The sequence below is a fragment of the Gordonia sp. NPDC003422 genome, from assembly GCF_053588675.1.
This window is the reverse complement of record NZ_JBSFQL010000009.1, coordinates 86,741-112,816: the sequence shown is the minus strand read 5'-3', so window position 1 is coordinate 112,816 and position 26,076 is coordinate 86,741. Positions and strand designations below refer to the sequence as shown.

Annotated in this window: 24 protein-coding genes; 16 read left to right on the top strand and 8 right to left on the bottom strand. The window is 68.0% G+C overall.

The features are described from left to right. Window positions 1-261: 261 nt before the first annotated feature. Window positions 262-2,085, bottom strand: a complete 1,824-nt coding sequence (locus tag ACWDTF_RS10025) for an AMP-dependent synthetase/ligase (protein ID WP_355279575.1) — start codon at window positions 2,083-2,085, stop codon at window positions 262-264. A gap of 129 nt (window positions 2,086-2,214) precedes the next feature. Between ACWDTF_RS10025 and ACWDTF_RS10020 the strand changes: the two genes are divergently transcribed. The 6 genes from ACWDTF_RS10020 (at window position 2,215) to ACWDTF_RS09995 (ending at window position 6,792) form a co-directional block, all read left to right on the top strand. After that, a complete protein-coding gene (locus ACWDTF_RS10020) occupies window positions 2,215-2,652 on the top strand; it encodes a hypothetical protein (protein WP_240860543.1) in 438 nt (145 codons plus the stop codon). Beyond that, window positions 2,652-3,089, top strand: coding sequence for an SRPBCC family protein (locus ACWDTF_RS10015; RefSeq protein WP_240860544.1), 438 nt, complete (start codon window positions 2,652-2,654; stop codon window positions 3,087-3,089). Before ACWDTF_RS10020 ends, ACWDTF_RS10015 begins: the two co-directional genes overlap by 1 nt. 20 nt (window positions 3,090-3,109) lie before the next feature. Continuing rightward, complete coding sequence (locus tag ACWDTF_RS10010; RefSeq protein WP_433259552.1) at window positions 3,110-4,312, top strand: ArsA-related P-loop ATPase; 1,203 nt, start codon at window positions 3,110-3,112, stop codon at window positions 4,310-4,312. A 70-nt stretch (window positions 4,313-4,382) separates the two neighbouring features. Then, window positions 4,383-4,898, top strand: coding sequence for a hypothetical protein (locus ACWDTF_RS10005; protein WP_240860546.1), 516 nt, complete (start codon window positions 4,383-4,385; stop codon window positions 4,896-4,898). Between the two features lie 4 nt (window positions 4,899-4,902). Then, on the top strand, window positions 4,903-5,946 hold the full coding sequence (locus ACWDTF_RS10000) for an ROK family protein (RefSeq protein ID WP_240860548.1): 1,044 nt from the start codon (window positions 4,903-4,905) through the stop codon (window positions 5,944-5,946). Window positions 5,947-6,078: 132 nt separating this feature from the next. Further along, window positions 6,079-6,792, top strand: coding sequence for a lysophospholipid acyltransferase family protein (locus tag ACWDTF_RS09995; protein ID WP_240860572.1), 714 nt, complete (start codon window positions 6,079-6,081; stop codon window positions 6,790-6,792). A gap of 28 nt (window positions 6,793-6,820) precedes the next feature. Here ACWDTF_RS09995 and ACWDTF_RS09990 read toward each other — a convergent pair whose 3' ends face one another. Then, complete coding sequence (locus tag ACWDTF_RS09990) at window positions 6,821-8,467, bottom strand: mannosyltransferase (protein WP_433255192.1); 1,647 nt, start codon at window positions 8,465-8,467, stop codon at window positions 6,821-6,823. Window positions 8,468-8,600: 133 nt separating this feature from the next. Between ACWDTF_RS09990 and ACWDTF_RS09985 the strand changes: the two genes are divergently transcribed. After that, window positions 8,601-9,086 carry a polyadenylate-specific 3'-exoribonuclease AS gene (locus ACWDTF_RS09985; RefSeq protein ID WP_240860550.1) on the top strand — a complete coding sequence of 162 codons (486 nt, stop codon included), beginning with the start codon at window positions 8,601-8,603 and terminating at the stop codon, window positions 9,084-9,086. Window positions 9,087-9,130: 44 nt separating this feature from the next. Next, window positions 9,131-10,537 carry a class II 3-deoxy-7-phosphoheptulonate synthase gene (locus ACWDTF_RS09980; protein ID WP_240860551.1) on the top strand — a complete coding sequence of 469 codons (1,407 nt, stop codon included), beginning with the start codon at window positions 9,131-9,133 and terminating at the stop codon, window positions 10,535-10,537. A 208-nt stretch (window positions 10,538-10,745) separates the two neighbouring features. On the opposite strand, the gene ACWDTF_RS09975 is transcribed toward ACWDTF_RS09980, so the two are convergent. Further along, window positions 10,746-11,987 carry a protein kinase domain-containing protein gene (locus ACWDTF_RS09975; protein WP_240860552.1) on the bottom strand — a complete coding sequence of 414 codons (1,242 nt, stop codon included), beginning with the start codon at window positions 11,985-11,987 and terminating at the stop codon, window positions 10,746-10,748. Between the two features lie 100 nt (window positions 11,988-12,087). Between ACWDTF_RS09975 and ACWDTF_RS09970 the strand changes: the two genes are divergently transcribed. Then, a complete protein-coding gene (locus ACWDTF_RS09970; RefSeq protein WP_240860553.1) occupies window positions 12,088-12,456 on the top strand; it encodes an Rv2175c family DNA-binding protein in 369 nt (122 codons plus the stop codon). Window positions 12,457-12,473: 17 nt separating this feature from the next. On the opposite strand, the gene ACWDTF_RS09965 is transcribed toward ACWDTF_RS09970, so the two are convergent. Further along, a complete protein-coding gene (locus tag ACWDTF_RS09965) occupies window positions 12,474-14,009 on the bottom strand; it encodes an alpha-(1->6)-mannopyranosyltransferase A (protein ID WP_449754338.1) in 1,536 nt (511 codons plus the stop codon). Beyond that, window positions 14,006-15,136 carry a polyprenyl synthetase family protein gene (locus ACWDTF_RS09960; RefSeq protein WP_240860556.1) on the bottom strand — a complete coding sequence of 377 codons (1,131 nt, stop codon included), beginning with the start codon at window positions 15,134-15,136 and terminating at the stop codon, window positions 14,006-14,008. The genes ACWDTF_RS09965 and ACWDTF_RS09960 overlap by 4 nt, the downstream gene beginning before the upstream one ends. Before the next feature lie 70 nt (window positions 15,137-15,206). Here ACWDTF_RS09960 and ACWDTF_RS09955 point away from each other — a divergent pair, with 70 nt between their 5' ends. After that, window positions 15,207-16,226 carry a methylenetetrahydrofolate reductase gene (locus ACWDTF_RS09955; protein ID WP_449754337.1) on the top strand — a complete coding sequence of 340 codons (1,020 nt, stop codon included), beginning with the start codon at window positions 15,207-15,209 and terminating at the stop codon, window positions 16,224-16,226. Window positions 16,227-16,447: 221 nt separating this feature from the next. Here the strand turns inward: ACWDTF_RS09955 and ACWDTF_RS09950 are convergent, their stop codons facing one another. From ACWDTF_RS09950 to ACWDTF_RS09940, 3 genes are read right to left on the bottom strand one after another with little or no spacing between them, the layout of a single operon-like run. Then, window positions 16,448-17,338: an LppM family (lipo)protein gene (locus tag ACWDTF_RS09950; protein WP_433255178.1), complete on the bottom strand. Its 891-nt coding sequence runs from the start codon at window positions 17,336-17,338 to the stop codon at window positions 16,448-16,450. Continuing rightward, window positions 17,335-18,999, bottom strand: coding sequence for a phytoene desaturase family protein (locus ACWDTF_RS09945; protein WP_449754336.1), 1,665 nt, complete (start codon window positions 18,997-18,999; stop codon window positions 17,335-17,337). The genes ACWDTF_RS09950 and ACWDTF_RS09945 overlap by 4 nt, the downstream gene beginning before the upstream one ends. Then, a complete protein-coding gene (locus tag ACWDTF_RS09940) occupies window positions 18,996-19,655 on the bottom strand; it encodes a GNAT family N-acetyltransferase (RefSeq protein WP_240860559.1) in 660 nt (219 codons plus the stop codon). Before ACWDTF_RS09940 ends, ACWDTF_RS09945 begins: the two co-directional genes overlap by 4 nt. Before the next feature lie 225 nt (window positions 19,656-19,880). Between ACWDTF_RS09940 and ACWDTF_RS09935 the strand changes: the two genes are divergently transcribed. From ACWDTF_RS09935 to ACWDTF_RS09910, 6 genes are all read left to right on the top strand, one after another. Further along, complete coding sequence (locus ACWDTF_RS09935) at window positions 19,881-20,369, top strand: SAV_6107 family HEPN domain-containing protein (RefSeq protein ID WP_449754335.1); 489 nt, start codon at window positions 19,881-19,883, stop codon at window positions 20,367-20,369. A gap of 177 nt (window positions 20,370-20,546) precedes the next feature. Beyond that, window positions 20,547-20,951 (top strand): DUF3040 domain-containing protein, encoded by a 405-nt coding sequence (locus tag ACWDTF_RS09930; RefSeq protein ID WP_240860561.1) that lies wholly within the window; start codon window positions 20,547-20,549, stop codon window positions 20,949-20,951. Window positions 20,952-21,552: 601 nt separating this feature from the next. Further along, window positions 21,553-21,993 carry a division/cell wall cluster transcriptional repressor MraZ gene (gene mraZ / locus ACWDTF_RS09925; protein WP_240856017.1) on the top strand — a complete coding sequence of 147 codons (441 nt, stop codon included), beginning with the start codon at window positions 21,553-21,555 and terminating at the stop codon, window positions 21,991-21,993. Between the two features lie 176 nt (window positions 21,994-22,169). Continuing rightward, the gene (rsmH, locus tag ACWDTF_RS09920; protein ID WP_449754334.1) at window positions 22,170-23,177 is read left to right on the top strand and encodes a 16S rRNA (cytosine(1402)-N(4))-methyltransferase RsmH; all 1,008 of its coding nucleotides are present in this window, start codon (window positions 22,170-22,172) and stop codon (window positions 23,175-23,177) included. Beyond that, window positions 23,174-23,962, top strand: a complete 789-nt coding sequence (locus ACWDTF_RS09915) for a hypothetical protein (RefSeq protein ID WP_240856011.1) — start codon at window positions 23,174-23,176, stop codon at window positions 23,960-23,962. Before rsmH ends, ACWDTF_RS09915 begins: the two co-directional genes overlap by 4 nt. 103 nt (window positions 23,963-24,065) lie before the next feature. After that, a complete protein-coding gene (locus ACWDTF_RS09910) occupies window positions 24,066-25,973 on the top strand; it encodes a peptidoglycan D,D-transpeptidase FtsI family protein (RefSeq protein WP_374246025.1) in 1,908 nt (635 codons plus the stop codon). The last annotated feature ends 103 nt before the right edge of the window (window positions 25,974-26,076 follow it).

The following is a 26,076-nucleotide window of genomic DNA, read 5'->3' as shown; positions in this document are numbered from 1 at the left end:
AAGGGTAGGGGAAGAAGTTTCTTCCCCTACTTTTGTGGCGGATCGCGATTCCTTCGCACGACGATGTTCCCGGTTCCGAGGACTGCGCTGCGACAGGGACCTCGTTTCTAATCAGAGACCGTCGGAACCGCTGACGGTCTCTGACTACGAGTGAGGTTTCTGTGACGGTGGCCGCAATTGCGGCGGCGAGCAGGTTTCTGGCGACAAGTGCGGCTTCTGCGACGAGGCCGCGCTCCTCCGCGTGGGCGAGTGAGTCGACGGCTACTTCGCGTAGATCGCCTCGATGTCGTCGGCGAACTTCTCGGCGACGACGTTGCGCTTGACCTTCAGAGTGGGGGTCATCTCCCCGGTCTCCTCGGTGAAATCGGTGGGCAGAATCCGGAACTTCTTGATGGCCTCGGCATGCGACACGGTCGCGTTGGCGTCGTCGATCGCGGCCTGCACCGCTGCGCGCAGATCCGGGTCGTCGGCCAGTTGGGCGACCGTGGCCGCTGCCGGCTTGCCGTTGCGTTCCTTCCAGGCCGGGAATGCCTCCGGGTCGATGGTGATGAGTGTCGCGATGAACGGCTTCTGGTCGCCGACGACCATCGCCTGTGACACGAGGGCGCTGGCGCGGATGACGTCTTCGAGGCCGGCGGGGGAGACGTTCTTGCCGCCCGCGGTGACGATCAGTTCCTTCTTGCGGCCGGTGATGGTGATGAATCCTTCGCCGTCGACCTTGCCCAGGTCTCCGGTGTGGAACCAGCCGTCGGTGACCGCTGTCGCCGTTGCCTCCGGGTTCTGCCAGTACTCCTTGAACACCACGCCGCCGCGCAGCAACACCTCGCCGTCCTCGGCGATGGCAACTTCGTTGCCGGCCAACGGCTTTCCGACGGAGCCGATCTTTCTCGCGGCCGGTGTGTTCACGCTGAACGCGGCCGTGGTCTCGGTGAGACCGTAGCCCTCGTACACCGGGATGCCGACGCCGGAGAAGAAGTGACCGAGACGCGCACCGAGCGGTGCGCCACCGGAGATGGCCATGGCGCATTCGCCGCCGAGAGCGGCACGCAGCTTCTTGTAGACCAGGGCGTCGAAGAGGGCGTGCTTGGCCTTGAGGACCAGGCCGACCTGACCACGTTCGGATGCCTTCGAGTACGCGACGGCGGTGTCGGCGGCCGCGTCGAAGATCTTGCCCTTGCCGCCGTCGTGTGCACCTTGGCGGGCGGTGTTGTACACCTTCTCGAACACGCGGGGGACCGACAGGATGAGGGACGGCTTGAACCGTGCGAACTCCGGTACCAGTGTCGAGGTGTCGGCGTAGTGGCCCACCTCGGCGCCCGCCTCGATTGCGACGAGGGTGATGGCCCGGGCGAGAACGTGGGCCAGTGGCAGGAACATGAGCAGTCGCTTCTCGGGCCGGCGCTGCAACTCGTCGAGGAGATCGCCTTCGAGTACGCCCCGGACTTCCGACAGCATGTTCGCGTGGGTGAGTTCACAGCCCTTGGGGCGTCCGGTGGTTCCCGACGTGTAGATCAGGGTGGCCGGGTCGGCCGAACCGACGGTGGCACGACGTTTGGTGACCTCGTCGTCGTGGACGTCTGCACCCGTCTCGGTCAGTTGGGCGACCGCGCTCGGTCCGTCGGTCCGATCGATCTGGAACACCGCGATCGTGTCGGGCAGCGTCTGGATCGAGTTGAATGCGTCGCGATGCCCGTCGTCTTCCAGAATGATCACGGTGGCGCCGGAATCCTGCATGATCCATTCGATCTGGCCCGCCGAGGACGAGTCGTAGATCGGGACCGTGATGGCACCCGCCGACCAGATGGCGAAATCGATGAGCGTCCATTCCAGGCGGGTTCGGGAGAGCAGTGCGACGCGGTCGCCGGGCTTCACCCCGGACGCGATCAGGCCCTTGGCGATCGCGGTGATGCGTTCGACGGACTCGCGGGCGCTCACCGGCACCCACTCGTCGCCCCGCTTGTGGAGGAAAACGGTGCGATCGGGGGTCTTGTCGGCGATGTCGAAAATGATGTCGGTGCAATTGTCCTCGGCGGCGATGGTGAACTTCGCCGAAACGCTGAACGGCTGGACATCGGTTTCGGTCATCGGTGACCCCTCTCGAGTACTGCGGTATTCGTCGACACCAATGGTATAGCCGTCGGCCAACCGGACCTCGCGCGACGGCGCAGTTGGGGGCCCTACCGTCGCCTGTGGTGCATGTGTGAAGCTAATGTCGTGACGAGTATTCAGGTGGCCGATGCGACATTTGTCGCCGCGGCCCCGGCCTTGGTGGCCGACGTGATCGCCGATCGCGCCCGTTGGCGACGCTGGTGGCCGGATCTGTCGCTGACCGTCACCGAGGACCGCGGCGCCCAGGGGGTGCGGTGGACGGTGGACGGGCCGTTGCGGGGGACGATGGAGGTCTGGTGTGAAGCGGTACTCGACGGCTTTGTCCTCCACTACTTCCTGCATGCCGAACCCGCCGGCTCGCTCGGCGATCGAATTGCGGGCTCGGCCGCGGATCTGGCGCAGGAGAACAAGCAACGTCGGGTGGCGGGCAAGGTGATGTCCTTCGCGGTCAAGGATGACCTCGAATCGGGGCGCATCGTCGGCGGCCCGGCAGTCGGGGTGCAGGCGTCCGGGCTGGACGCGTCAGGGGTCGGAACACACTGATGGCCGACCACACCGAGCGCGACATCATCATCAACGCCGACGCGGCCGACATCCTGGCGGTCATCGCGGATTTCGCGAACTATCCGGAGTGGGTCTCGGCCGCGCGGGAGGTCGAGGTGCTGAGCACCGACGCGTCCGGACGCGCCCAGCAGGTACGATTCGTCCTTGACGCGGGTGTCCTGCAGGACACGTATGTGCTTGCCTACGAATGGGATTCGCACGGCGAAGGCGTGTCGTGGCGTCTCGTCTCCAGTGAACTCCAGCGCGATCAGCGCGGCCGGTACGTGCTCACCGAGCAGGTGCCGGGTTCGACGAAGGTCACTTACGAGTTGATGGTCGACCTCGTGGTGCCCCTGATCGGTGCACTGAAACGCCGTGCGGAGAAGGCGATCACGGACGCCGCCCTGCACGACCTGAAGAAAAGGGTCGAAGGCTGATCGATCTCACACCGATCCATCTGGTGCTCGGTCCCGGGGGTTGTGGCGTGTCTGTCGTCGCGACGGCCGGGGCGGCAGAGCGGCCCCGCGCGCCGCGTGACAGCCGACAGTCTGTCACGCGGCCGGCTCGGCACACCCTGCTCGTCACGCTGGACCGCAATTCGCCGACCGCGTCGTGGGCGGGCGTGTACCGGCAGCCCGGCGAGGTGGTCGCGGTGTCGCAATACCTGCACCTGCTGACCCTCGATCGTCTCGACCTCAGCGAGCAGACCTGGGCGGCATTTGTCGACGTTCTCTCCGAGAGCGTCCGACGGTCGAAGGTCGCCCTACCCGGTGTCGGCACAATTGCCGGCGTGGACGCGGCCGAATTGACCGCCTTGCCCGGGATCGAGGATTTCCTGTTGCTGCGCAGGATTCGCGACGAGGCGACCAGCGGACAATGGCAGCGGATCGTCGTCGACTGCTCCGGAGTCGGTGATCCGTTCGCGTTTCTGCGGGCGGCCGCGGTTCTCTCGCAGGCGCTCAACCGCTTCTGGCCGCGTCACCGGCGGCTCGCAGCCGCAGCGGAGCGTCCGGTGATGGCGGCGCTCACGGCTGCGGTCGACGCGATCGACCGCGACTGCGCAGACCTCTCCGAACTCATCACCGATGCGTCCGCCGTCGCAGTGCATCTCGTCGTCGGGGCCGACGATCGTGGCTGCCGGCTCGTCGCGCCGATGCTTGCCGACATCGACGTGATGGGACTGCCGCTGACGTCGGTGGTGGTCAACGAGGCCGGCGGACCGGGCAGCCAGGACGTCGTGGCCCGACTGAACGATCTCGTCGCCGAGCGGTCGGAGTCCGCGGGCGTCGTGGTCGGGGTCCGGGCCGTGGGCCGCGCGCCCGACACGATCGACCGTCTCGCCCGGCTGCGCAAGCTCGGCGTCACATTGGCGGCACCACACGGCGTTCCTCAGGGGTCCGCGGCAGCGATGGTGGAGTCCGTCGGTGGAGCCGGCGTGCAAGCCACGTATCGAATGTCGTGGCCACAGGGATTGCCCGACCCCGACGGACTGGTGCTCGGACGCAGCGGGGACGACCTGCTGGTGACCGTGTCGGGATTCCGGCACCCGATCCGGTTGCCGTCGATGCTGCGCCGGTGCACCGTGGTGGATGCGGAGTGGGACGGCGTGCGTCTGGCCATCAGCTTCGTGCCCGATCCTGCGGTGTGGCCGAAGCGGTGATGTCGGGTAGCGTCTGGAACCTGTGCCCCTGCGGGGCTTGTACTCCCGTCCGGAAGGAGCGTGCTCGTTCATGAGCGCCGATGACGACGACGGCGACCGCACAAACCATGGCGGGTCGGCCGGTGCAGGAGCCCACCAGAGCGATATGGTGCGCGACTTGCTGCTGGGATTGGCCGGTCAGATCGATCAGGTCGCGGCCATGTTCGGCGGGAATCGCTCACGGCGTACCGATGCTGATGGTGCCGACACCGACCAGACCTTCGGCGCCGGATCGTTCGGATCCGGGCAGGCCGCTGCCGGAGCGTTTTCTGCGGGAGCCGGACTGGGAGACGTGTCGGGAGAGATCACCTCGCTGCTCGCCGAGATCGGCGATCTGCTGGCACGACTGATCGCGGCACTCATCGCAGTACTGGAGGCGATCGCCAAGGCGTTGCGTTCGACGCCCGCCGACACGTCGCCGCCCCGGCACTACCAGCCGATCGCCGTGCGCATCGATTCGCCACGCGCCTCTCGGCCACCGTTCCCCGAACCCTCGCCCCCTCGGGCCACCGGTCCGGAGTCCACCGAGGACCGACCGAAGGAGTGATCTCATGGGCGAGTTGACGATCGGTATCGACATCGGCGGCACCAGCGTGCGCGCGTCGGTGGTCGACGACCACGGCGCCATGCTCGACACCCTTCGTGCCGCCACCCCGCCGACCGCGCAGGCGCTCGAGCACTGTCTGGATCGACTGGTCGGCGAACTCACCTCGAGGTGGGCGGCCAAAGCCGTCGGACTGGCCATCGCCGGGTTTCTGACGCCGGACCGGCAGGTGATCAGATTCGCCCCGCACCTGCCGTGGCGTGAGGCACGGGTCGCCGAGGAGATGACCCGGCGCATCGGCATCCCGGTCTTCGCCGAACACGACGCCAACTCGGCGGCGGTCGCCGAGTATCGCTTCGGCGCGGCCGCCCGCGGACACAATTCGCTGGTCCTGGCGATCGGGACCGGTATCGGCGCCGGCCTGTTGATCGACGGTGAGATCTACCGCGGGAGTTTCGGTGTCGCACCGGAATTGGGGCATCTGACGATCGTTCCCGACGGTCGGGTGTGTTCCTGTGGAAAGCGGGGGTGCTGGGAGCGGTACTGCAGCGGCACGGCGCTTGTCGACACCGTCGTCGAACTGCTCGCCGACGGCAATTGGGGCCGCAGTCAGCTCGCCGCCGATGTCGCGGCCGACCCTGGGGCGCTGACCGGTCGCCGGGTCGCGGGCGCCGCGGCCGACGGTGACGCGGTCGCGCTGGCGGCGTTCACGCAGTTCGCCGCCTCCCTCGGTCAGGGTCTGGCCATGATCGCCGACATCTTCGATCCCGACCTGATCGTGCTGGCCGGCGGCGTCGGTGCGGCGTCGGGTCTGTTCCTCGACGAGGCGCGCGAGCATTACGCACGTCTGGTCACGGGCGCCGGGCATCGACAGCTCGCCCGGATTCGGGGTACGCAGCTCGGCGAATCGGCCGGGGTGATCGGGGCCGCGGAGGTCGCGCGGCAGGGACTGCGCGCGCCGGCACCCCGGATGCAGTTGAGTACGGATGATCTTGTGCGCCAACAGCCTCACCCGTTGGCCGGACGGACGTCCGACCAACTTCTGGGATGAGTGGTGCTGGACAGGACCACCAATTCACACAAACATTGCGGCACGGGCCGTGCGATGACGAACCCCGGCGTGGGTGGGTAGAGTTCTGCTCCGGGTATGGTCGCTGCGGTGAGTCGGTGAGGGAGAGTGCAGATGTGGTACTGGGCGTTCAAATACATCTTCTTGGGTCCACTTCTGCGCGTGCTCGGCCGACCCCGGATCGAGGGGTTGGAGAACATCCCTGATCGCGGGCCCGCGATCCTGGCCAGCAATCACCTCGCGGTGATGGACAGCTTCTTCCTGCCCCTGATGGTGAACCGGCGCATCTACTTCCTGGCCAAGTCCGAGTACTTCACCGGCACCGGCCTCAAGGGCGCCTTCCAGCGGTGGTTCTTCACCGCTGTCGGCCAGATCCCCATCGACCGGTCGGGTGCGCAGGCCGCGGAGGGAGCGCTGATCTCCGCGCGCCGTCAGTTGGAGAAGGGTGAGCTGATGGGGATGTACCCCGAGGGCACCCGTTCACCTGACGGTCGTCTGTTCAAGGGCAAGACGGGGCTGGCCCGGATCGCGCTGGACACCGGCGTGCCGGTGATTCCGGTCGCGATGATCGGAACCAACAAGTTCAACCCGCCCGGCAGCGTGCTCCCGCGTCCGTCGAAGGTGGTCGTGAAGGTCGGCAAACCTCTCGACTTCGCCCGCTACGAGGGCATGCAGGGCAACCGGTTCATCGAACGCGCGGTGACCGACGAGATCATGTACGAGCTCATGCAGCTCACCGGCCAGCAGTACGTCGACATCTACGCCGCGTCGCTCAAGGACAAGAAGCCGGCTGCCGAGCCGCCGGCGGCCTCCGCCGACGCTGCCTGAAGCGATCGTCAGCCGGCACCGAGGGTTTTCAACCAGCGTTGTGCGGCTCGTCGACCGATGCGGCCGGGCGCCTCGGCGACAGCGTCGTCGACGTCACCTCGTTGGTTTCCGACGACGACAGCAGGCCGATGAGCGAGGGCAGCCACTCCCGATCGGCGGGCACCACGTCGTCGAGGTCGACGTGGCGCAGGTCGTCCGCCGACATCCAGCGCAGATCGAGATGTTCGAGCGCCTGCGGTGTCCCGTTGGTCAGGCGCGCCGCGTAGGCCCGGAGCACGAGGTCGTCGCGGAGTGCGACCTCGGTGCCGACACGATCGAGCGGTTCGACGTCGACGCCGAGCTCTTCGCGGATCTCGCGGCGCACGGCGTCGTGCGCGGACTCACCCAGCTCGACCCGTCCGCCCGGGAGTTCCCATTTGCCCGCCAGGTCCGACGGCCGCGCACGTTGGGCGAGCAGGAGGCGTCCGTCGTCGATGATGGCCGCGGCAACGACCTCGGTGCGAGCCCGGCTGCGTGTCACGGCGATCCAGGGCGTCACGGCGATCCAGGCCAGAGTGGCCAGGGCGATCACCGACCACGCGCTGCCCAGGATCGCGACGAGGGCCGCGGGCAGCTCCCGGCTCGACTCGTCGATCGTCTTCAGAATCCACGGAATCCCGATCGCCGCGACGGCAATCCACACGCCGAGCACCACTTTCGCGCCCATCAGGCGGGCTCCGCCGCCGTAGACCAGCCAGACGGCCAGGGGCAGCAGCCACACCCAGTGATGCACCCACGAGATGGGCGACACCAGCAGGCCGAGCAGCTGGACCACCATCAGGACGCCGAACGTGTCGTCGCGGACCACGCGCCACGCCGCCACGGCCAGCACCAGCGCGAGGGCGACCGCGACCAGCCAGATCCAGGACGACCCGACGTCGTGTCCGGCGATCCGGGAGAGCGATCCGCGCATGCTCTGGTTGATCACCCGGGCCACGGGACCGATGCGGTCGGCGTCGCCGAGTAGTTCGCCGTAGTACGTGCGCGTCACCGACGGGAAGAACAGCAGGCAGCCCAGAATGGTGGCGACGAAGGCGCCGGCCGCGGCCACAGCGCCGAGCGGTTTGCGGACCGCGAGATACCAGAGCCCGGTGATCGCCGGCGTGAGTTTGATGCCGGCGAGCAAGCCGATCAGCGCACCGCCCATGATCTGGCCGCGCTCGGTTCGCGCCATCGACACGGCCAGGAGGGTGCAGAACATCAGGAAGACGTTGATCTGTCCGTAGTCGAGGGTGACGCGCACCGGTTCGCACCAGATCGCGATCGCGGCCCATACCGCCGCCAGGGCGTACACGCCGGTGGTCCGCCCGCAGAGCCGCAGGGCGAGCACCACACTCCCGTACAACGTGGCAAAGGTGGCGAGTTCCCACAGGATCGCGACGAGGCTGAACGGCAGCAACGACAGCGGATAGAGCACGACGGCCGCAAACGGCGGATAGGTGAACGGCAACGCGAAGTCCGTGGAGCCCGAGTAGGTGAACAGGTACAGGGAGCCGTCGGCGAGACCGGCCGACCCGTCGCGATAAACGTGCAGGTCCACGAAGTTCCTGCCGTTGGCGTTCGCCGCATCCCAGATCAGCCGAGCGATGATCGAGGCCGCCAGGATCGCGGTTGCCAGCACAGACCTGGAGCGCACGAGTTCCAAGGGTAGCGACCTGCGTACGGGGCGTGTCGGCGGCCTGTCAGGCATCGGGTCCGAGTACCCCCTGACTGCCGTGACGGCACCTCGTTGCGGGTCCGCATTGCGGGTGTGACCAATACTTGTGCGTATGCGGTACTTCTATGACTCGGAGTTTATCGAGGACGGCTCGACAATCGAGTTGGTGTCGATCGGTGTCGTCGCCGAGGACGGTCGCGAGTTCTACGCGGTGTCGACCGAGTTCGACCCCGGCCGGGCCGGCGAGTGGGTGCGCGCCAACGTGTTACCCAAGCTGCCGTCCCCGTCGTCGCCGCACTGGCGGGACCGTCGGCGCATACGTGAGGACTTGCTCGCGTTCTTCGACGAGGGAGGCGGCGATGTCGAACTCTGGGCGTGGGTCGGTGCCTACGATCACGTGGTCCTCTGCCAGCTGTGGGGCCCGATGACCGCGCTGCCACGTCAGATCCCGCGCTTCACCCGGGAGCTTCGTCAGCACTGGGAGGCCGCCGGTCGGCCCGCATTGCCCCCGTCGCCACGGGACGCGCACGACGCCCTGACCGACGCCCGCCACAACCTGCGCAAGTGGGAGGCGATCGAACGCGCCCGCCACAGCTGAACCCGGCACCGGCGAACACCGTCCGCTGATCTACCCTGGGCAGCGTGGTGAACTGGACCGTAGACGTTCCGATCGATGAACTTCCCGAGCTGCCGCCGCTCCCCGGCGACCTCGAAGCGCGTTTCCGTGACGCCATCGGCCGGCCGGCGCTCCAGCAGCCGAGCTGGCCCGCCGACGAGGCACGCAAGATGCGCACGGTGCTCGAGAGCGTGCCGCCGATCTGCATGCCCGCCGAGGTCGAGGCGCTGTCGACGCAGCTTGCCGAAGTCGCCGAGGGCCGCGCATTCCTGCTGCAGGGCGGCGACTGTGCGGAGACCTTTGCCGACAACACCGAACCGCACATCAAGGGCAACATCCGCACGCTGCTGCAGATGGCGGTGGTGCTGACCTACGGCGCGAGCCTGCCGGTGGTCAAGTTGGCCCGGATCGCCGGTCAGTACGCCAAGCCGCGGTCGTCGAACACCGACGCGCTGGGCCTGCCGTCCTACCGCGGCGACATGGTGAACGGTTTCCCGGCCGACGAGGCGGTACGCGCACACGACCCGTCGCGACTGGTGCGGGCCTACGCCAACGCCGCGGCGGCGATGAACCTGGTGCGAGCGCTCACCGGCTCCGAGGCTGACCTGCGTCGTGTCCACGACTGGAACCGCGAGTTCGTCCGCACCTCACCCGCGGGTGCGCGCTACGAAGCACTGGCGTCGGAGATCGACCGTGGCCTGCGCTTCATGGACGCCTGCGGCGTCACCGACTCGAGTCTGGCCTCGGCGGCCATTTTCGCCTCACACGAGGCGCTGGTCCTCGACTACGAGCGAGCCATGCTGCGCCTCGCCGACGACCCCCGCCCGGCATCCGGCGATTCCGGCGGCAAGGTGCTCTACGACCTCTCGGCCCATTACCTGTGGATCGGGGAGCGCACCCGCCAGCTCGACGGCGCGCACATCGCGTTCGCGGAGCTGATCAGCAACCCGATCGGGGTCAAGATCGGTCCCACGACCACGCCCGAACAGGCCGTCGAGTACGTCGAGCTGCTCGATCCGCACAAGCGGCCGGGCCGCCTGACGCTGGTCGCTCGCATGGGCAACGGCAAGGTGCGCGACGTGCTGCCGGCGATCGTGTCCGCGGTCGAGGCGACCGGGCACAAGGTCATCTGGCAGTGCGATCCCATGCACGGCAACACCCACGAGGCCTCCACCGGTTTCAAGACGCGTCACTTCGATCGCATCGTCGACGAGGTCCAGGGCTTCTTCGAGGTGCACCACGCGCTGGGCACCCACCCGGGCGGTGTGCACATCGAACTGACAGGTGAGAATGTCACCGAATGTCTCGGTGGGGCACAGGACATCTCGGACCTCGACCTGGCCGGTCGCTACGAGACCGCGTGCGACCCCCGACTGAACACCCAGCAGTCGCTGGAGCTCGCGTTCCTGGTCGCGGAGATGCTGCGCGGATAGGCGTGCGGGTGTGGGAAGAGCCCATCCCCGCTCCCTGAGGTGCGAGGAGCGCAAGCCGCCGGGTTGAGGAGCGACGAGGGAGCGAAGCGACCCGACGCGTCTCGAAACCGACGAGCCTCGAAGGGCTGGTGAGACAACAAGGTCATCTCACAGGGGGCTTCGAGGCTCGCAGGCTCGCACAGCCATCGGAAGCGCCGGGCTCGTCAGATCAGCGCACCCCGAGGTAGTGATGGCCCGTCCACCAGGCGACCGCACCCAGGCCAACCGCGACCGCGAGCACGGCAAGCAGCCACAGCACAGAGCGCAGGCGGCTGCCGACCTGGGGTTCGACGTCGTCGAGGGCGCCGGATCGTCGTGGTGTTGCGGCGTTCGGTGGCGCGTCGTCGGCGTGGTCGCGCTCCGGCGGTGGCGTGTGGGCCGGCGGTTCCGGACGGTCCGCCGCAGCTCCTGCGCCCGACCCCCTTGCGCCCGACTCCGATTCGGCCACATAGGGACCTGGCACCGACACCGCACGGGTGCCGTGCAGCCGAGGACCGGCCGGGCGGTGGCGCGCCATCGTGACGCGCTCGGCGGATCGGCGTGGCGCGGGCACGGTGAACGGCGGCAGATCGAGATCGTCGGCCATCGCCAGCAATGCCTGTCGCATGGCGAATCCGTTCGGATACCGGTGTGCCGGATCGCGTTCGGTGGCGCACAGGATGATCTCGTCGAGTTCGGGGGGCACCCCGGCGATGACGTCGCCGGGCGCCGGGACGTCGAAGTTGAGGCGCTGATAAGCCAGGGCCAGTGGGGTGTCGCCGCGGAAAGGGGTTCGGCCGGTGAGTAGTTCGAACAACATCACCCCGGTCGAGTAAACGTCGCTGCGTGCGTCCGCGTGTGAGGATTCCACCTGCTCGGGGGACAGGTAGGCGGCGGTGCCGAGGATGACGCTGGCCGACGTCACCCCTGCTTCGGCGACGGCGCGGACAAGTCCGAAGTCGGCGACCTTCACGTCGCCGGAATCGGAGATGAGGACGTTCTCAGGCTTCACATCCCGATGCACCAGCCCGGCGGCGTGCGCGGTGCCGAGGCCGCCGAGCACGGGGTCGGCGACGGCGACCACGGCATGCGGCGGCATCGGTCCGCGTTCGCGCAGCAGTTCGCGGAGACTTCCGCCGTCCACCAGTTCCATGACGAGAAAGACGATCTGGTGATCGATGCCCTGGTCGTAGACGGCCACCAGACCAGGATGTTTGAGACCGGCCACTGCGCGCGCCTCGAATTCGAAGCGGCGCAGGAACAGCGGATCCCCGGCGTAGCGGTCGTCCATGATCTTCACCGCGACGTCGCGTCCGAGCCGCAGGTCGACCCCGAGGTAGACCGCGCTCATCCCGCCCCGCGCGATGAGCGCGTCAATGCGGTAGCGGCCCTCGACGACGACACCGAGCACCGGGTCGGCGGGACTGTTCATGTCGGTGAACTTACCGGCATCGTCGGCGTCTGGGCGTGAACGCCGTCCGCCGACCGTGATCTCATGCCACCGGAAGTCGGTGAACCGCTACTCTCTTCGTGTGAGTTCTCTACCGCTCTCGCAAGACACCCTGCTGCCGCCCGATGTGGACACGCTGTCGATCGACGAGGTGGCCAAGCGTCTCGGGGTTTCTGCGAACCGCGTCCGCACCCTGATCCGCGACCACCATCTGCTCGGCGTCTCGCGTGGCGGCGAGCCCGCGATCCCGGCACTGTTCTTCGACGACCTCGGTGTCGTCAAGCACTTCACTGGTCTCGTCGAGGTCCTCCTGGACGGGGGGTACAGCCGCGACGATGTGATGGCCTGGTTGTTCACCACGCAGGACGATCTGGAGATGCACCCGGCGCAGGCGCTGCACACACATTCGGCCCGCGAGGTCATCCGTCGGGCGCAAGCCCAGGCGTTCTGATCGCTGCGCCGTTCTGATCACTGCGCCGTTGTGGCAACCTCGCGACCGGGCGATCCCCACGCCCACCGGGCGAACCGGCCCAGCCGCAACGGATCCGGACCCAGCAACGACCATGCCGCGAGCCCGGCCAGGGCGACGGCGAGAACGAGTGCCCCCGGCTGGTAGAAGGCGATCGCATCGTCGGGCTGGAACACGATCAGCATGAACGTCGAGACCCCGACGACGGTCGCGTACACCCACCGAGGCAGTGTGAAGGCCACCGCGATGGCGAGCACCCAGGTGTAGTACCAGGGCAGCGTGGACGGCTCCAGGAGCAGCACCGCGAGCATCGCCCAGGCCATGCCGGCAACGGCGGCGCGCTCGTCGCGGCGAAACCGCCACCACAGCGTCACCAGGACGACGGCGAGCAGGCCCGCGCCGATCGCACGCGTGACCTCCAGTACCGGTTGAAGATTGAGCGCCGCCCACGGTGCGGCCAGGAGGGTGACCAGATGCGCCAGCAGGGTCGGGAGGGTGAACCAGTTGATGATGACGTCGGCCCAACCCAATCCGGTCAGCCAGCCCAGTCCGAGGCCGAGCACCAGTGTCCAGAAACCGAAGACGGCCACCGTGATCCCGACGATCGCCGCGAAACAGCCCACAACGTCACGTGCGGTCACCGGACGCCGGGAACGGATGTGGGCGAGCCAGATCCACAGCACGAACGGAATCGCGATTCCTGCGGTGATCTTGATGGACACCGCCAGGCCGAGCACGGCCAGGCCTGCGACGTGGCGGCCCTGCACCACCAGCAGCACACCCGCGACGAGGACACCCATCATGAGCAGTTCCACATGCGCCCCGGCCACCAGATGGATGAGCACCATCGGATTGAACAGGGCCAGCCACAATCCCGTTTGCCCGGATGCACCGAAATGCGTTGCCAGACGCGGAATCGCCCACAGCGACAGGAAGAGTCCGGGCAGCAGTACCAGCCGCATGGCCAGCACACCCAGGATCACGTGATCGCCGGTGATCTCCGACACCGTCCGGATCACCCCGACGAAGAAGGGACCATACGGGGCAGTGGTGGTCGCCCAGACCTGGGCCATGCTGTCCACGAGTGGACCAGGGCGGTGGGCGGGACCGTCGGCGTAAGGGTCGAAACCCGCTCCGAACACCGCGCCCTGGGCGAGGTAGGCGTAGACGTCGCGGCTGTACACCGGCACGGTGACCATCAGTGGCGCCGCCCACGCGAGCAGCCAGCGCCGGAGCGTCGCGACGCTCGGCGCGTCGCCGGCAAAGATGCGTCGTCCCACCCGAACCCACGCGATCACCATCGCCGCCACCCCGGCCCAGAAGATGACCGCCGAGAGATTCTTGCCGTGTCCGTAGGTGATCCAGCTGAGGCCGAGATCGGTGAGCAGCCCGCTGTTGCGCGGCGGGTCGCCGACACCGAAAGCGCCCAGACACACCAGGATCGACCCGACCATACCGATGGCGAGGTCCGCCCGGGCCGTGCCGTTGAGTCCGGCTCGGACGGGTGTCGTGTGGGTGCCGGCCGTGTCGGTCATGTCTCGCGGTAGGCGGTGCGATGCGCCACGGCGCTCAGTTCGGCCCGGATGTCGGGGCCGATGTCGATGCGGTCGAGTACCGCGAGGGCTGAGGCGAGCAGCTCGGAGATCCTCGATTCGACCTCGTCAACTGCCCCGACATCGACGAGAGTTGCTCGTGCCGCAGATAATTCGCTCTCGGTGAGCTCGCGCCCGATTGTTGCGCGCAGCGCCGCCGCGCGGGCGGGCGCGGTGTCGTCGGCGCGGCGCAGGCCGATGGCCAGCAGAGCGGTGCGCTTTCCGGTGATCAGGTCGTCGCCCGACGGCTTGCCCGTGCGTTCCGGGTCCCCGAAGACCCCGAGCAGATCGTCGCGCAACTGGAAAGCGATGCCCAGATCGTGTCCGACGGACCGCAGGTCGGTGATCAGAGGTTCCGAAGCGCCGGCGAGTCGCGCACCCAGTTCCAGCGGACGGGCGACCGTGTAGGCCGCGGTCTTGTACTCCATGACCCGCAACGCCGCCTCGACCGATTCGTCGCCGCTCGCCTCGTTGACGATGTCCAGATACTGTCCGCCCAGCACTTCGGTACGCATCGAGGCCCACGTCGCACCGATCGTCGGCGACAACGGGGTCACGCCGACTGGCGCGGCCGCGCCCGGGATGTGGCCGTGGACGAGGTCGTCGGCCCAGGCCAGCGCCAGGTCACCGGCGAGGATCGCCGCCGCGATCCCGAACTGCCCGGAGTCGCCCGCCCAACCTTGATCACGGTGGCGGCCTTCGACGTCGCGGTGCACGGTCGGCCTGCCCCGTCGCGTGTCGGAGCGGTCGATGATGTCGTCGTGGATCAGCGCGCATCCCTGCACCAATTCCAGTGCGGCACATACCCGCAAGGTGTCCGACGCGGTGTAACGCGATTCGGTGTGCTCCGACGCGGTCTTCCCGCACCGCCAGCCGGCGAAGGCGAAGACCGGCCGGATTCGCTTGCCGCCCTGGAGCACGAAGTCGCGAACGATCCGCGCCGCCGTGCCCACCGCGGGAGAGATCTGTTCGGCGACCGGTGTGGTGGCCGCGAAGAAGGTGCGCAGCCGGCCCTCGACCGCCGCGGGCACCTCGTCGAGCGAGACGGGCGTGGGGATCGTGGAGGTCACCCTGTCAGGCTATGCGATGGCGTGCTCGCGGCCACAGGGCGGCGGCGCAGGGGGGTGACCGCGATCGCAGATGGTCGGGCAGCGTCCGTATCATGGTTGGGTGACTCCATCCGCTACCGGCCGTCCAGGTCAGACCCGATCCGGCCGCGCGCCGTCGATCGTCGAGAGCCTGGCTACGCCACATCGTGGCCCGATCCCGTTCTCGGTCGAGTTCATGCCGCCGCGGGATGCCGAGGGGGAGGCCCGGCTGTGGCGCGCCGTGCGCATCTTCGAGCGTTTGGGACCTGCCTTTGTGTCGATGACCTATGGAGCCGGCGGTTCCACTCGGGACCGCACGGTCCGCATCGCGGGCGAACTCGCCGCCGAGACGACGCTGCTGCCGGTCGCTCACCTGACGGCGGTCAATCACAGCGTCGCCGAGCTGCGCGCGCTCGTCGGCGCCTACGCCGACCAGGGCATCACCAACATCCTCGCGTTGCGTGGCGACCCGCCCGGCGATCCGCTCGGCGAGTGGGTCGCACATCCCGAGGGCGTGCAGTATGCGGAGGAACTCGTGCGGCTGATCGAGCGCCTCGGCGACTTCCACGTCGGCGTCGCGTCGTTCCCGGAGGGTCATCACCGGGCGCCCGATCTCGACCACGACACCCAGAACCTGGTGCGCAAGCTGCGTGCGGGCGCCGAGTACTCGATCAGTCAGATGTTCTTCGACGTCGATCACTATCTGCGGTTGCGTGATCGCGTGCACGCCGCCGACGCCGAGCAGGCCGCCAAGCCCCTGATCCCCGGTCTGATGCCGATCACCTCCCTCGCCAGCGTCCGCCGGATGGTCCAGCTCTCGGGTTCGGTGTTGCCGCCGGCGGTCGACGCCCGGCTGAGTGCCGCGGCCGGCGACGGTCCGGAGGAAGATCGTGCGGCAGTGCGGGCGGTCGGTATCGACCTCGCCACCGAGATGGCCGAGCGGCTCATCGCCGAGGGCGCACCATGCCTGCACTTCTGCAGCCTGAATTTCGCAAAGGCGACCAGCGAGGTGCTCGAGCGCCTCGGCGCCGACGTCCGCGAGGTTCTCGGCGCCCCGGCCCTGAGCAGCTGACCGCCGCTGCCTGAGTTCGTGCGGGCCGAGCCCTTCACCGCTCCCTGAGGTGCGCCCTTCGTCAAGCTCGCTGCTCAGGACCCGCGAAGCGAGCCTTCACCGCTCCCTGAGGTGCGAGCTTGCGAGCCTCGAAGGGCGCTGTTGAGACAACAATGTCCTCTCACCAGGGCTTCGAGGCTCTCGGCTAGCGCCTCGAGCGCCTCAGCCGGCGGAAGGATTCGTCAGGATTTCGACGCGTCCTGCGTGGCCCGGTCGGAAGCAGACTTGGCATCTGGCTTTGACTTGGCGTCGGATTTGGCGGTCGATGGGGTCTTTGCCCGGACGGGTCGGCCGGGCCGGGGACCGCGATGGCGCGACGAGTAGGCGATCGCGACGATCACCGCGACCACGATCAGGCAGATGGCCGCCAGGAACCACGACCAGCTGCTCACCGCGGCCGTCGCCGGGTCCGGGTAGGTGGCGTCGGCGCTGAAGTCCGACGGTTTGCCCGGCTCGGGTGTCCACGTCACCGACGACTCACCGGTCTGATCGCCGTTGGTCGCGGTGATCGGTCCGGCGAAGGTCAGTGTCAACTGCACGTAGTCGCGCTGAGGTGCCAGATCGGTGAGGTCGGTGGAACCGCGGAACCGGACCACCTCACCGCTGCGTTTCGCGGTGAGATCCATGGTGACCGATGTGTCCCCGAAAGAGTCCGCGACGATGTCGCCGAGCTGGCTCAGCTGGCCGGAGGTGAGGCCGGAGAAGGTGGCCCGGGTACCCACGTGTGTCGCGCGATCGTCGTCGGCGTTGCCCGGGGTGCGCGGGGTGGTGGTGGTCGACGTCGACCCGCTCGGCCCGGGGCCGCCCGGCGTTGTCGACGGAGTGGGTGTGGCGCGGTACTCGGTGACCGAGACCAGCGAGGCCATCGACTCGGGGAGGTCCAGCTTGGGTGCGCCATGCGGATTGTCCGGCGAGGTCGCGACGACGATCGTGCCCGAATAGCGGTCACCGACGGTGGTCGACCGTTCCAGGCAACCCGACATCAGCGGGGCGGCGACCAGCAGGAGCAGGACCGCTGCGAGCATCGGGAGCCGGCGTCGTGGCGCGTCGATTGGGGAGGTCACGGTGCTCATCGTGCCAGACCGTTGCCGCGTCGCGCGCCACCGCGACGTCTGCGTGTGCGCGCGCCGAGGGCCAGCGTGGCGGCGATTCGACCACTGGCGCCGGTGACGCCGCCGCCGGGATGTGTCGAGGCGCCCGCGAGGAGGACGCCGTCCGCGCCGGGCACGCGGTGGTGTGCCAGGTCGGGGTGCGGTCGCCACATGAACATCTGGTCGATCGACATCTCCACGTGCATGATGTTGCCGCCGGTGAGTCCGAGTTCGGTTTCCAGATCAGCCGGTGTCTGCACGTGGAGGTGCTCGATGGTGTCGGTGAATCCCGGTGCGTGCCGGTCGAGTTCGCCGCAGACGGCATCGGCTGCGACCTCGCCCAACTGCGCCCACGAGCGCTCGCCCGCAAGTCGGTACGGATGCCACTGAGCCCAGAGCGTCAGCAGGTGTCGTCCGGGTGGAGCGAGGGTCGGGTCGATCGCGGAGTAACTCATGGCGACGCAGGCCGGACGCTCGGGTAGCTCGCCGACCGCCGCCGCGGCCTGGGCACGCACGAGGTGGGCGCGATCGGTGACGAGCAGACCCAGGCCGGAGTGCACGCTGTGTGCAGGCAGCCCCGATGGCAGCCCGGGATAGTCCGGCAGTGCCGTGGTGCCCACCCGAACCGCCATCCCGATGCCGTTGCCGACGACCACCGACGACCGCCACCGCCGCGCAGTGTCGGCATCGAAGCCACCCGCGGTCAGCAAGTCGAGGGTGGTGAGCACGTGGCAGGCGGCGATCACCTGATGGGTACAGCGGGGTGGCGATCCGTCGAACTCGACGCGCCAATGGTCGGAGCAGCGAGTGATCGATTCGGCCGGGGTGCCGACCGCAACCGCGCCGCCGTCGCCGGTGATGCGCGCGATCAGCGCCTGTGCGAGTGCGCCGCTGCCCCCGACGGCGCGTCCGGGTGGTATCCGGTGCATGAGTGCCGCAAACCCGACCATCGGTGCGGTGCCCGGTGCGCTCATCGGTGGTCCGGACTGCGCACCGAACCAGGCCAGCCCCGCCTTGAGGTGTTCGGAGGAGAACCAGCGGTCGAGGAGCGAGTCGCCCGAGCCCATCAGTTCTTGCGAGAGCGCCATCATCTGCCCGGCGCGGCGACCGGCGATTCCGGTGCGTGCCGTCGACGCAGTGTCACCGAGTCCGACGAACGCGCCCGCGAATCGTCCCGGCGTGGCCGGCCGGTAGAAGGTGCGCATCACGGCCTCGGCACGCGGTCCCCAGGTTGCCACGAAGCGTCGATATGCGTCGGCGTCGGCTGGGCCGCAAGCCTTTTCGATCGATGCGCAGGTGGCGTCGAGGTCGGTGCGGAACACGATGGGCGGCGCCGAGTCGGTGGCGGGGACAAATGCCCACGGATCGCAGTCCAAGTACTGCAGACCCGCCTCGGGCAGACGGAGTTCGTCGAGGATGGGGGAGTGCCGGATCATCAGATGTGCCGAGGAGCCGCGATCGACCCGGTAGCCGGGGAAGCGTTCCACCGTCGACGTGGCACCACCCGGGACCGTGTCGCGCTCCACGACGACGACGTCGCGGCCGGCCTGCGCCAGGTATGCCGCCGCGACCAGACCGTTGTGGCCCGATCCGATGACGATGGCGTCGGCGATGCCGGCCCCACCGCACGTTTGGGTGCTCACGGTTGCGGTCCGGCTGCCGGCCCGAGGTCGACCGGAAGCCGACGGCCGAGGAATGCGAAGGGGCGCGGATCGCCGGTGAACGTGAAGTTTCGCAGGACGTCGGTGAATCCCATTCGCCGGTACAGCGACCACGCGCGATTGCGTTCCTCGGGGATCTCCGGAGTGGACAGCAGGACGTGACTCTCGGGCCGTTCGGTCAGCAGCCGGCCCAGCAGCCACTGTCCGATTCCGCGACCCTGGGCGCTCGGGTGCACGTGCAGTTCGGTGAGTTCGAAATAGTCGGCCGCAATCCCTTCGACGACCTCGGCTGGATGCCCACGTTGGCGTAACCCGAGGCGGAGTTGCTGATTCCACCACTGGTCGGGCGCGCCGGTGTAGCCGTAGGCGATGCCGACGAGGACGTCGTTCTCCCCGAGCCCCACCGGCGGCTGCACCCGGCGGCGTGAGCCGGGCAGGGTGTGGGCCTCGTGCGGCGACACCGTGGTCACCGCTCCCAGCGCACGCCATCCGGGCCGCCCGATGTGCTCGCGCCACAGCGCTGCCCGGTGCACCTCCGTGCCGCGCGGGTATCCCATCGCGGTCACGTAGATGTCGAGGGCGGGTTCGAGCCACAGTCGGGCATCCTGCCCGGTCAGGGTGACCAGCCGGATCGTCAACGCCTCGCTGACCTTTCTCTCGGGATGGTCGGGGTGGGGGAACTTGTCACACCCGTCTTGAAGGATGGAGCAGAGCTAGCTATATTGAACGTGTCGAACGGGTGTTCGATGGATGTGCCTCCGCAAGCTGTTCGCGCGCACCCCGACGACGCGTCGCTTCGGCGGTGGGCGAGGGAAGCGCCTGCCGCCGGAGCGTCCGAGACGCTCCTGGAGTCTGGAGGAATCATGCGCGATCGCCGATCGCAGGCCCGACGCCGGTCGGTGCCTGCCGCGGGCCGGGTGGCTGCAGACCCGATCGTGGTGGGCCGCGCACGAGATCTGCTGGACCGTGCGCACATCCTGTTCGGCAACGCGGACGGTGTCCCCGACGACCCCGAGCGATTCCGCCAGTACTACCTGGCCGCGCTACGTGCGGCGGGCGCAGCGCTCGCCGTCCACGAACTGCCCGGACGTCCGCGGCGTGGGGCCACCGACGCGTGGTCGCGCACGGTCGTCGTGGTTCCTGAGCTGGCCCGCGAGGTGCAGGTCTTCGCGTCGCTGTCGGCCACCCGCATGCGCATCGAGTCAGGGATCGTTCGAACGATCGACCCGCGCTACGTTGCCGCGATGCGCGTGGCGGTCACCGGATTCCTGCAGCACGTCGAGGCTCACGTCATCGCTTATGAGCAGGGCCGGGTGAGTCAGGGGAACGATTCGATGGGCCGTACGGCGTGACGTGAGCCGCTCACCGCGACGCCGTTGACGACAGATCGACGCAGAACGGCAGGTAATGGTGGTCGGAGGTGCATTCACCTCGTATCATGGGATCAGAACAGGCGCATTCGCATGAAAATGCGCCCGAGGGTGACGTCGTAGTCGGCGTTACGCGGCCAGTTGGGAGAAGGAGGGTCGGTGCCACTTTCGGAGCACGAGCAGCGCATGCTCGAACAGATCGAAAACGCTCTGTACGCGGAAGACCCCAAGTTTGCGTCCAGTGTGAAGCGTCGGCGCCTCGGAAAGGCGAGCGGCCGCAGGCGGCTGCAGGCCGTGGCGATCTTTGTCGTCGGGCTCGTCCTGCTGGTCGGTGGGCTCGTCGTGGGTATCGACATCGGCGGCTTCCCGATCGTGAGTCTCATCGGGTTCCTCGTCATGTTTGCCGCTGGGCTCTTCGCGCTCTGGGGCGGGGGTTCCGACGCGGCCGGCGGCGACCGATCGCGTCGGGGCGGCAAGAAGCAGTCCGGAGGGGCGGGCGCGCAGAAGCGCAAGCTGTCCGAGCGGATGGAAGAACGCTTCAATCGCCGTTTCGAGCAGGAGTGATCTGAGCACGCCACACGTCGGCTGACACGTTCGCTGACACTTTACGTACGTACCGCCAGAGCCGCGCACCGAGGTGCGCGGCTCTCGCGCTTTCCGGTGGTCCATCCCGTCCCGATCCGAAGAGTTCGGTGAGCGGCGCTGCGACCTGGGGAAATGCGTCGGCGTCCTGCCGCAAAATCTAGGGGAAGAACTTCCTACCCGGGGTTCGTAGTCCTCCGCGAGAATTTTCTGGGGGAGGACACCAAGGGTAGGGGACGAGTTTCTTCCCCTACTTTTGTCCGCGCGACTCCCCGCCGTGCCCCACCCGGGCTCCCCACTGCGCCCCACCTGGACTCCCCACTGTGCCCCACCATTGCGTCGGAGCACGTCACATGTGACCCGGACGACGCAATCTGTCACTCTGATATGCCCAAAGAGCATCGTGAATCGCCGTTGCCACAAAATTTCCCCCACCCAATTTCTAGCCTCTGAGCTGGTCCTTTGATGGCTTTTGCCCACACAGGGCCACGAGGGGGTGGAAAGTGGTGGAAAGTGGGGTACTGTGGCAGCACCGGGTGAGGCAGACCGGAAATGCCGAACCCGGTGGGCGGGAGGTACCGACATGGCAGTGCGATTTGTCGGCACATTCACGCCCAAGCTGGACGACAAAGGGCGACTCACGTTGCCCGCCAAGTTTCGCGACGCGCTGGCAGGAGGGGTGATGGTCACAAAGGGCCAAGACCACAGCCTGTCGGTGTATCGAACCGAAGAGTTCGACGCGATGGCGGAGAAGATCGTCGAGGCGTCCCGCAACGATCCGGAAGCCCGCGCCTACCAGCGCTACTTCTTCGCCAGTTCGGAGGAGCAGCGGCCCGACGGGCAGGGGCGGATCCCGTTGTCCGCCGACCATCGGGCGTACGCGGGACTGACCAAGGAATGTGTGGTGTTCGGCAGTTTCGATCACCTGGAGATCTGGGATGCCGTCGCATGGCGTGACTACCAGAGCCAGCACGAGGAGAACTTCTCGGCCGCGAACTCGGCCGCGTTGAACGCGGTCTTGTAGCCGAGATGATGGGCGGACAGATGAACAGGGCTTCGGGTGGTACGAGGCCCCGGCCCGGTCCGACCCTGGCGTACTTCCCCAACGCCAGGTGCGTGACCGGGTCGGGACCCCGACTCACCCGAAGTGCCACCTCCGCAACGCCTCCCGTCCGACTGCCGAATCCGAGGGGTGCATCCGTGGACGAACACGCCGACTCCGACGACACCGGTCGCCATGGCCACGTCCCGGTGATGGCGAACCGGATGGCCGACCTGCTCGCTCCAGCGCTCGAGGACCCAGGTCCACGAATCTTCGTCGACGCCACACTGGGCGCCGGCGGTCACAGCGAGCTGATCCTGCGCCGCTTCCCCGAGGCCCGGTTGATCGGGATCGACCGCGACGCACAGGCGTTGGCCATCGCCGGCCGGCGCCTGGCCGACATGGCCGACCGGATCTCGTTGCACCAGGCGCGATTCGACAGCCTGGCAGAGGTGCTCGACGACGCGGAGGTATCCGACATCGACGCGGCGCTCTTCGACCTCGGAGTGTCGTCGATGCAACTCGACCAGGCCGACCGCGGCTTTGCCTACGCCGCCGACGCGCCGCTCGACATGCGCATGAACACCACCGACGGTCTGACCGCGGCCGACGTGCTCAACACCTACTCGCACGGGGACCTCGCCCGCGTGCTCTCGGACTACGGTGAAGAACGATTCGCGGGACGGATCGCGTCTGCTGTTCTCCGCGAGCGCGCCCGGGAGCCGTTCACCACCAGCGCCAGACTCGTCGAACTGCTGTATGACACGATCCCGGCTGCCACGCGACGGACCGGCGGCCATCCCGCGAAACGCACCTTTCAGGCGCTGCGCATCGAGGTCAATCACGAACTCGACGCGATCCGCGACGTACTGCCGGTGGCGCTGTCCGCGCTGCGTGTGGGCGGCCGTGTGGCGGTGATGAGCTACCAATCATTGGAAGATCGAATCATCAAGCGCGAGTTCGCGACTCGCACCACCTCGACGTCCCCGCGGGGACTCCCGGTGGAACTGCCCGGCACTGCGCCGCGGTTTCGCCTGGTCACCCGCGGCGCCGAGCGTCCCGACGAGCACGAACTCGAGGTCAACCCACGGTCGGCCCCGGTTCGGGTGCGGGTGATCGAGCGAATCGGGTCCGACGGCCCAGGCCAGGGGAGGCGTAAAGTATGACCATCTTGCAGGACGCGCCCGACGATGCGACCGCTGCGCAACGCGCACGCCGCGAACAGCGCCGGCGCCGCGTCGAATCGGATCGGCCGACCCGTTCGGCGGCTGCGCAACGGGCGCTCGATCGTCGACGTCGGCGGGTCGACACCGACGCGGACCGACCGCGCGCACGGACCGCCCCGCGGACCGAGCCGTCGCAGCGGACGTCGTTGCGAGAACGGGTGCGCCACATCCCCTTTGTGGTCCCGGTGATCGCGATCCTCGTGGTCGGTCTGGGTCTGAGTCTGTGGTTGTCCACCAAAGCCGCCCAGGATTCCTACGAGCTCGGTGTACAGCGCAAGCAGAACCAGGCGCTGACCGATCAGGTCGACGCGCTCAAGCGGGACTACGAGTCGGGTGACTCTGCTCCGGAATTAGCTTACAAGGCAGCACAATTGGGCATGGTGCCGGCGCAGAATCCGGCGCGAATGATCGTCGAACCCAACCGGCGGCCGCGGATCGTGGGTACGCCGTCACCGGCCACCGGCACGCCGATGGCCCCGCTCAACCCGAGAACCACCCCTGAACCGACCGCCACCATCGATCCCAGGCAGGTGGACGATTCGATCGGACTCGGCGGGCCGTCGTCGGGAGCCCCGGGGGCTGCGACGACGCCGGCCGCGCCGACCACGCCGTCGAACACCCAAACACCCTCCGGTGCACCATCTTCGGCCGTACCCACCGCACCCGCCGCGAGTTCGGTGGTGCCGAGCACGGCGCCCGTGGCACCGACCGGTGCGGCTCGCTGATCGCTCGTGAACACGCTTCCGGTCAGAACTGCGTCCATGTCAATCGCAACCCGCCGACCGCAAATTCTCGGGAATGCCGTTGATCCGGTGGACAATTGACCCCATGACACGTGCGACTTCCGATCGTCGGACCGCCAAGGCCGGCCGTGGTGGGCCTCGACGGCCGATGAGGGAGAAGCTCACCGGGGCCTCGCCATCCGGCGGTGCCACGCGCGGTCCCCAGAGCTTCTTCTTCCGTGCACGTGCCGCCGGTGTGCTGGTGGTGATCGCGGTGATCGCCGTCGCGGTCCGCATGGTGGTGGTGCACACCATCGATGCCCCGTCGATCGCGGCCGAGGCGGCTCAACAGCGCGAGTTCACCCAGATCCTCACCGCCAAACGCGGATCGATCCTCGACCGCAACGGTCGCCCGCTGGCCTATACCGACGAGGCCCGTGCATTGACGTTTCTGCCTCGCGCCGTTCGCAAGTCGATCGATGCCGAGCGCCAGGACAATCCCGCCCTCCCCGATGCGAACACGCGGTTGCGGGAGATCGCGCGCGGAGTGTCGGTCGCGCTCGGCGGGTCGATCAGCGAGCAGGACATCCTCGCCAAGGTGACGAGTAACGAGACGTTCGTCTATCTGGCGAGATCGGTGAGCCCCGACGTGGCATCCCGCATCATCTCCGACTATCCCGAGGTGGGCGCCGATCCGCAGAGCATCCGGCTCTATCCCGGCGGCGCGCTGGCCGCCAACATCGTCGGCGACGTCAACTACGACGGCAACGGCTTGATCGGTCTGGAGGCCTCCCTCGACGCACTGCTCGCCGGCACCAACGGATCCAAGACCTACGACCGCGGCTCGGACGGCGCGATCATCCCGGGCAGCACCCGCAACGTACACCCGGCGATCAACGGTGACACCGTCCGACTCACCATCGACGCCGACGCCCAATGGTTTGTGCAGACGGCGGTGGCGCGCGCCAAGGTGGCGTCGGGGGCCCGCAGTGCGTCGGCGGTGGTTCTCGATGCACGCACCGGCGAGGTGCTCGCGATGGCGAATGACGGCACCTTCAACGCCTCCCGCCCATTGTCCGAGCAGCCACGGGCCGACCTCGGAAATCCTTCGGTGACATCACCGTTCGAGCCGGGCTCGGTCAACAAACTCATCACAGCGTCCGCGGCCATCGAGTACGGCGTCACGACACCCGGTGCGGTACACCGTGTTCCCGGCAGTATTCGGATGGCCGGTGTCACCGTGAACGACGCGTGGTCGCACGGGGTGGAGCCGTATACGACGACCGGTATCTTCGGGAAATCGTCGAACGTCGGCACGCTGATGCTGGCTCGCCGGGTGGGCGAAGAACGCTTCGCGGACATGGTGAACCGCTTCGGCCTCGGGCAGCGGACCGGTGTCGGCCTGCCGGCCGAGAGTGCCGGCGAGGTGCCCGCGCTCAGTCAGTGGTCCGGCGGTTCGTTCGCCAACCTTCCCATCGGACAGGGTCTTTCGATGACGCTGCTGCAGATGACGGCGATGTATCAGGCGATTGCGAACGACGGACTACGGATACCGCCGCGAATTATGCTGCCCGACAACGACAGTGACAGCCGTTCCGCGATCCGGCCGAATCCCGTCCGGGTCGTCAGCCCGCAGACGGCTCGGACGGTGCGCGACATGTTCCGGGCGGTCATCCAGGATGACCCGATGGGAGTGCAGAACGGCACCGGTGCCAAGGCCGCGGTTCCCGGCTACCAGGTCTCGGGCAAGACCGGCACCGCCCAGCAGGTGGACCCGTCATGCGGGTGCTATTCGAACTCGCGCTACAACATCACCTTCGCCGGTATCGCTCCCGCGGACAATCCTCGCTACGTCGTCGGCATCATGCTCGACAACCCGCGTCGCAGCTCGGACGGCTCCGGCGGACAGTCCGCCGCGCCGCTGTTCAGTTCCATCGCCTCGTGGATGTTGCAGCGCGACCGCGTGCCGCTCTCGCCACGCCCGACGCCGCGGCTGGTGCTGACCGCGGGCTGACCAACTGGCATGTCGCGAGGTGCGGGCCAGGGCTCGGACCGCCGCACCGTCGTCACCGGGTGAGCCGGTATCGTGAGTTCGTTCCGGGACCGGAGTGAGGAGG

Coding starts and splice junctions, on each gene's coding strand:
- ACWDTF_RS10025 (WP_355279575.1), bottom strand. CDS start 2,085: ATGACCGAAACCGATGTCCAGCCGTTCAGCGTTTCGGCGAAGTTCACC.
- ACWDTF_RS10015 (WP_240860544.1), top strand. CDS start 2,652: ATGGCCGACCACACCGAGCGCGACATCATCATCAACGCCGACGCGGCC.
- ACWDTF_RS10005 (WP_240860546.1), top strand. CDS start 4,383: ATGAGCGCCGATGACGACGACGGCGACCGCACAAACCATGGCGGGTCG.
- ACWDTF_RS10000 (WP_240860548.1), top strand. CDS start 4,903: ATGGGCGAGTTGACGATCGGTATCGACATCGGCGGCACCAGCGTGCGC.
- ACWDTF_RS09995 (WP_240860572.1), top strand. CDS start 6,079: ATGTGGTACTGGGCGTTCAAATACATCTTCTTGGGTCCACTTCTGCGC.
- ACWDTF_RS09985 (WP_240860550.1), top strand. CDS start 8,601: ATGCGGTACTTCTATGACTCGGAGTTTATCGAGGACGGCTCGACAATC.
- ACWDTF_RS09975 (WP_240860552.1), bottom strand. CDS start 11,987: ATGAACAGTCCCGCCGACCCGGTGCTCGGTGTCGTCGTCGAGGGCCGC.
- ACWDTF_RS09965 (WP_449754338.1), bottom strand. CDS start 14,009: ATGACCGACACGGCCGGCACCCACACGACACCCGTCCGAGCCGGACTC.
- ACWDTF_RS09955 (WP_449754337.1), top strand. CDS start 15,207: ATGGTCGGGCAGCGTCCGTATCATGGTTGGGTGACTCCATCCGCTACC.
- ACWDTF_RS09950 (WP_433255178.1), bottom strand. CDS start 17,338: ATGAGCACCGTGACCTCCCCAATCGACGCGCCACGACGCCGGCTCCCG.
- ACWDTF_RS09935 (WP_449754335.1), top strand. CDS start 19,881: ATGCGCGATCGCCGATCGCAGGCCCGACGCCGGTCGGTGCCTGCCGCG.
- mraZ (WP_240856017.1), top strand. CDS start 21,553: ATGGCAGTGCGATTTGTCGGCACATTCACGCCCAAGCTGGACGACAAA.
- ACWDTF_RS09915 (WP_240856011.1), top strand. CDS start 23,174: ATGACCATCTTGCAGGACGCGCCCGACGATGCGACCGCTGCGCAACGC.
- ACWDTF_RS09910 (WP_374246025.1), top strand. CDS start 24,066: ATGACACGTGCGACTTCCGATCGTCGGACCGCCAAGGCCGGCCGTGGT.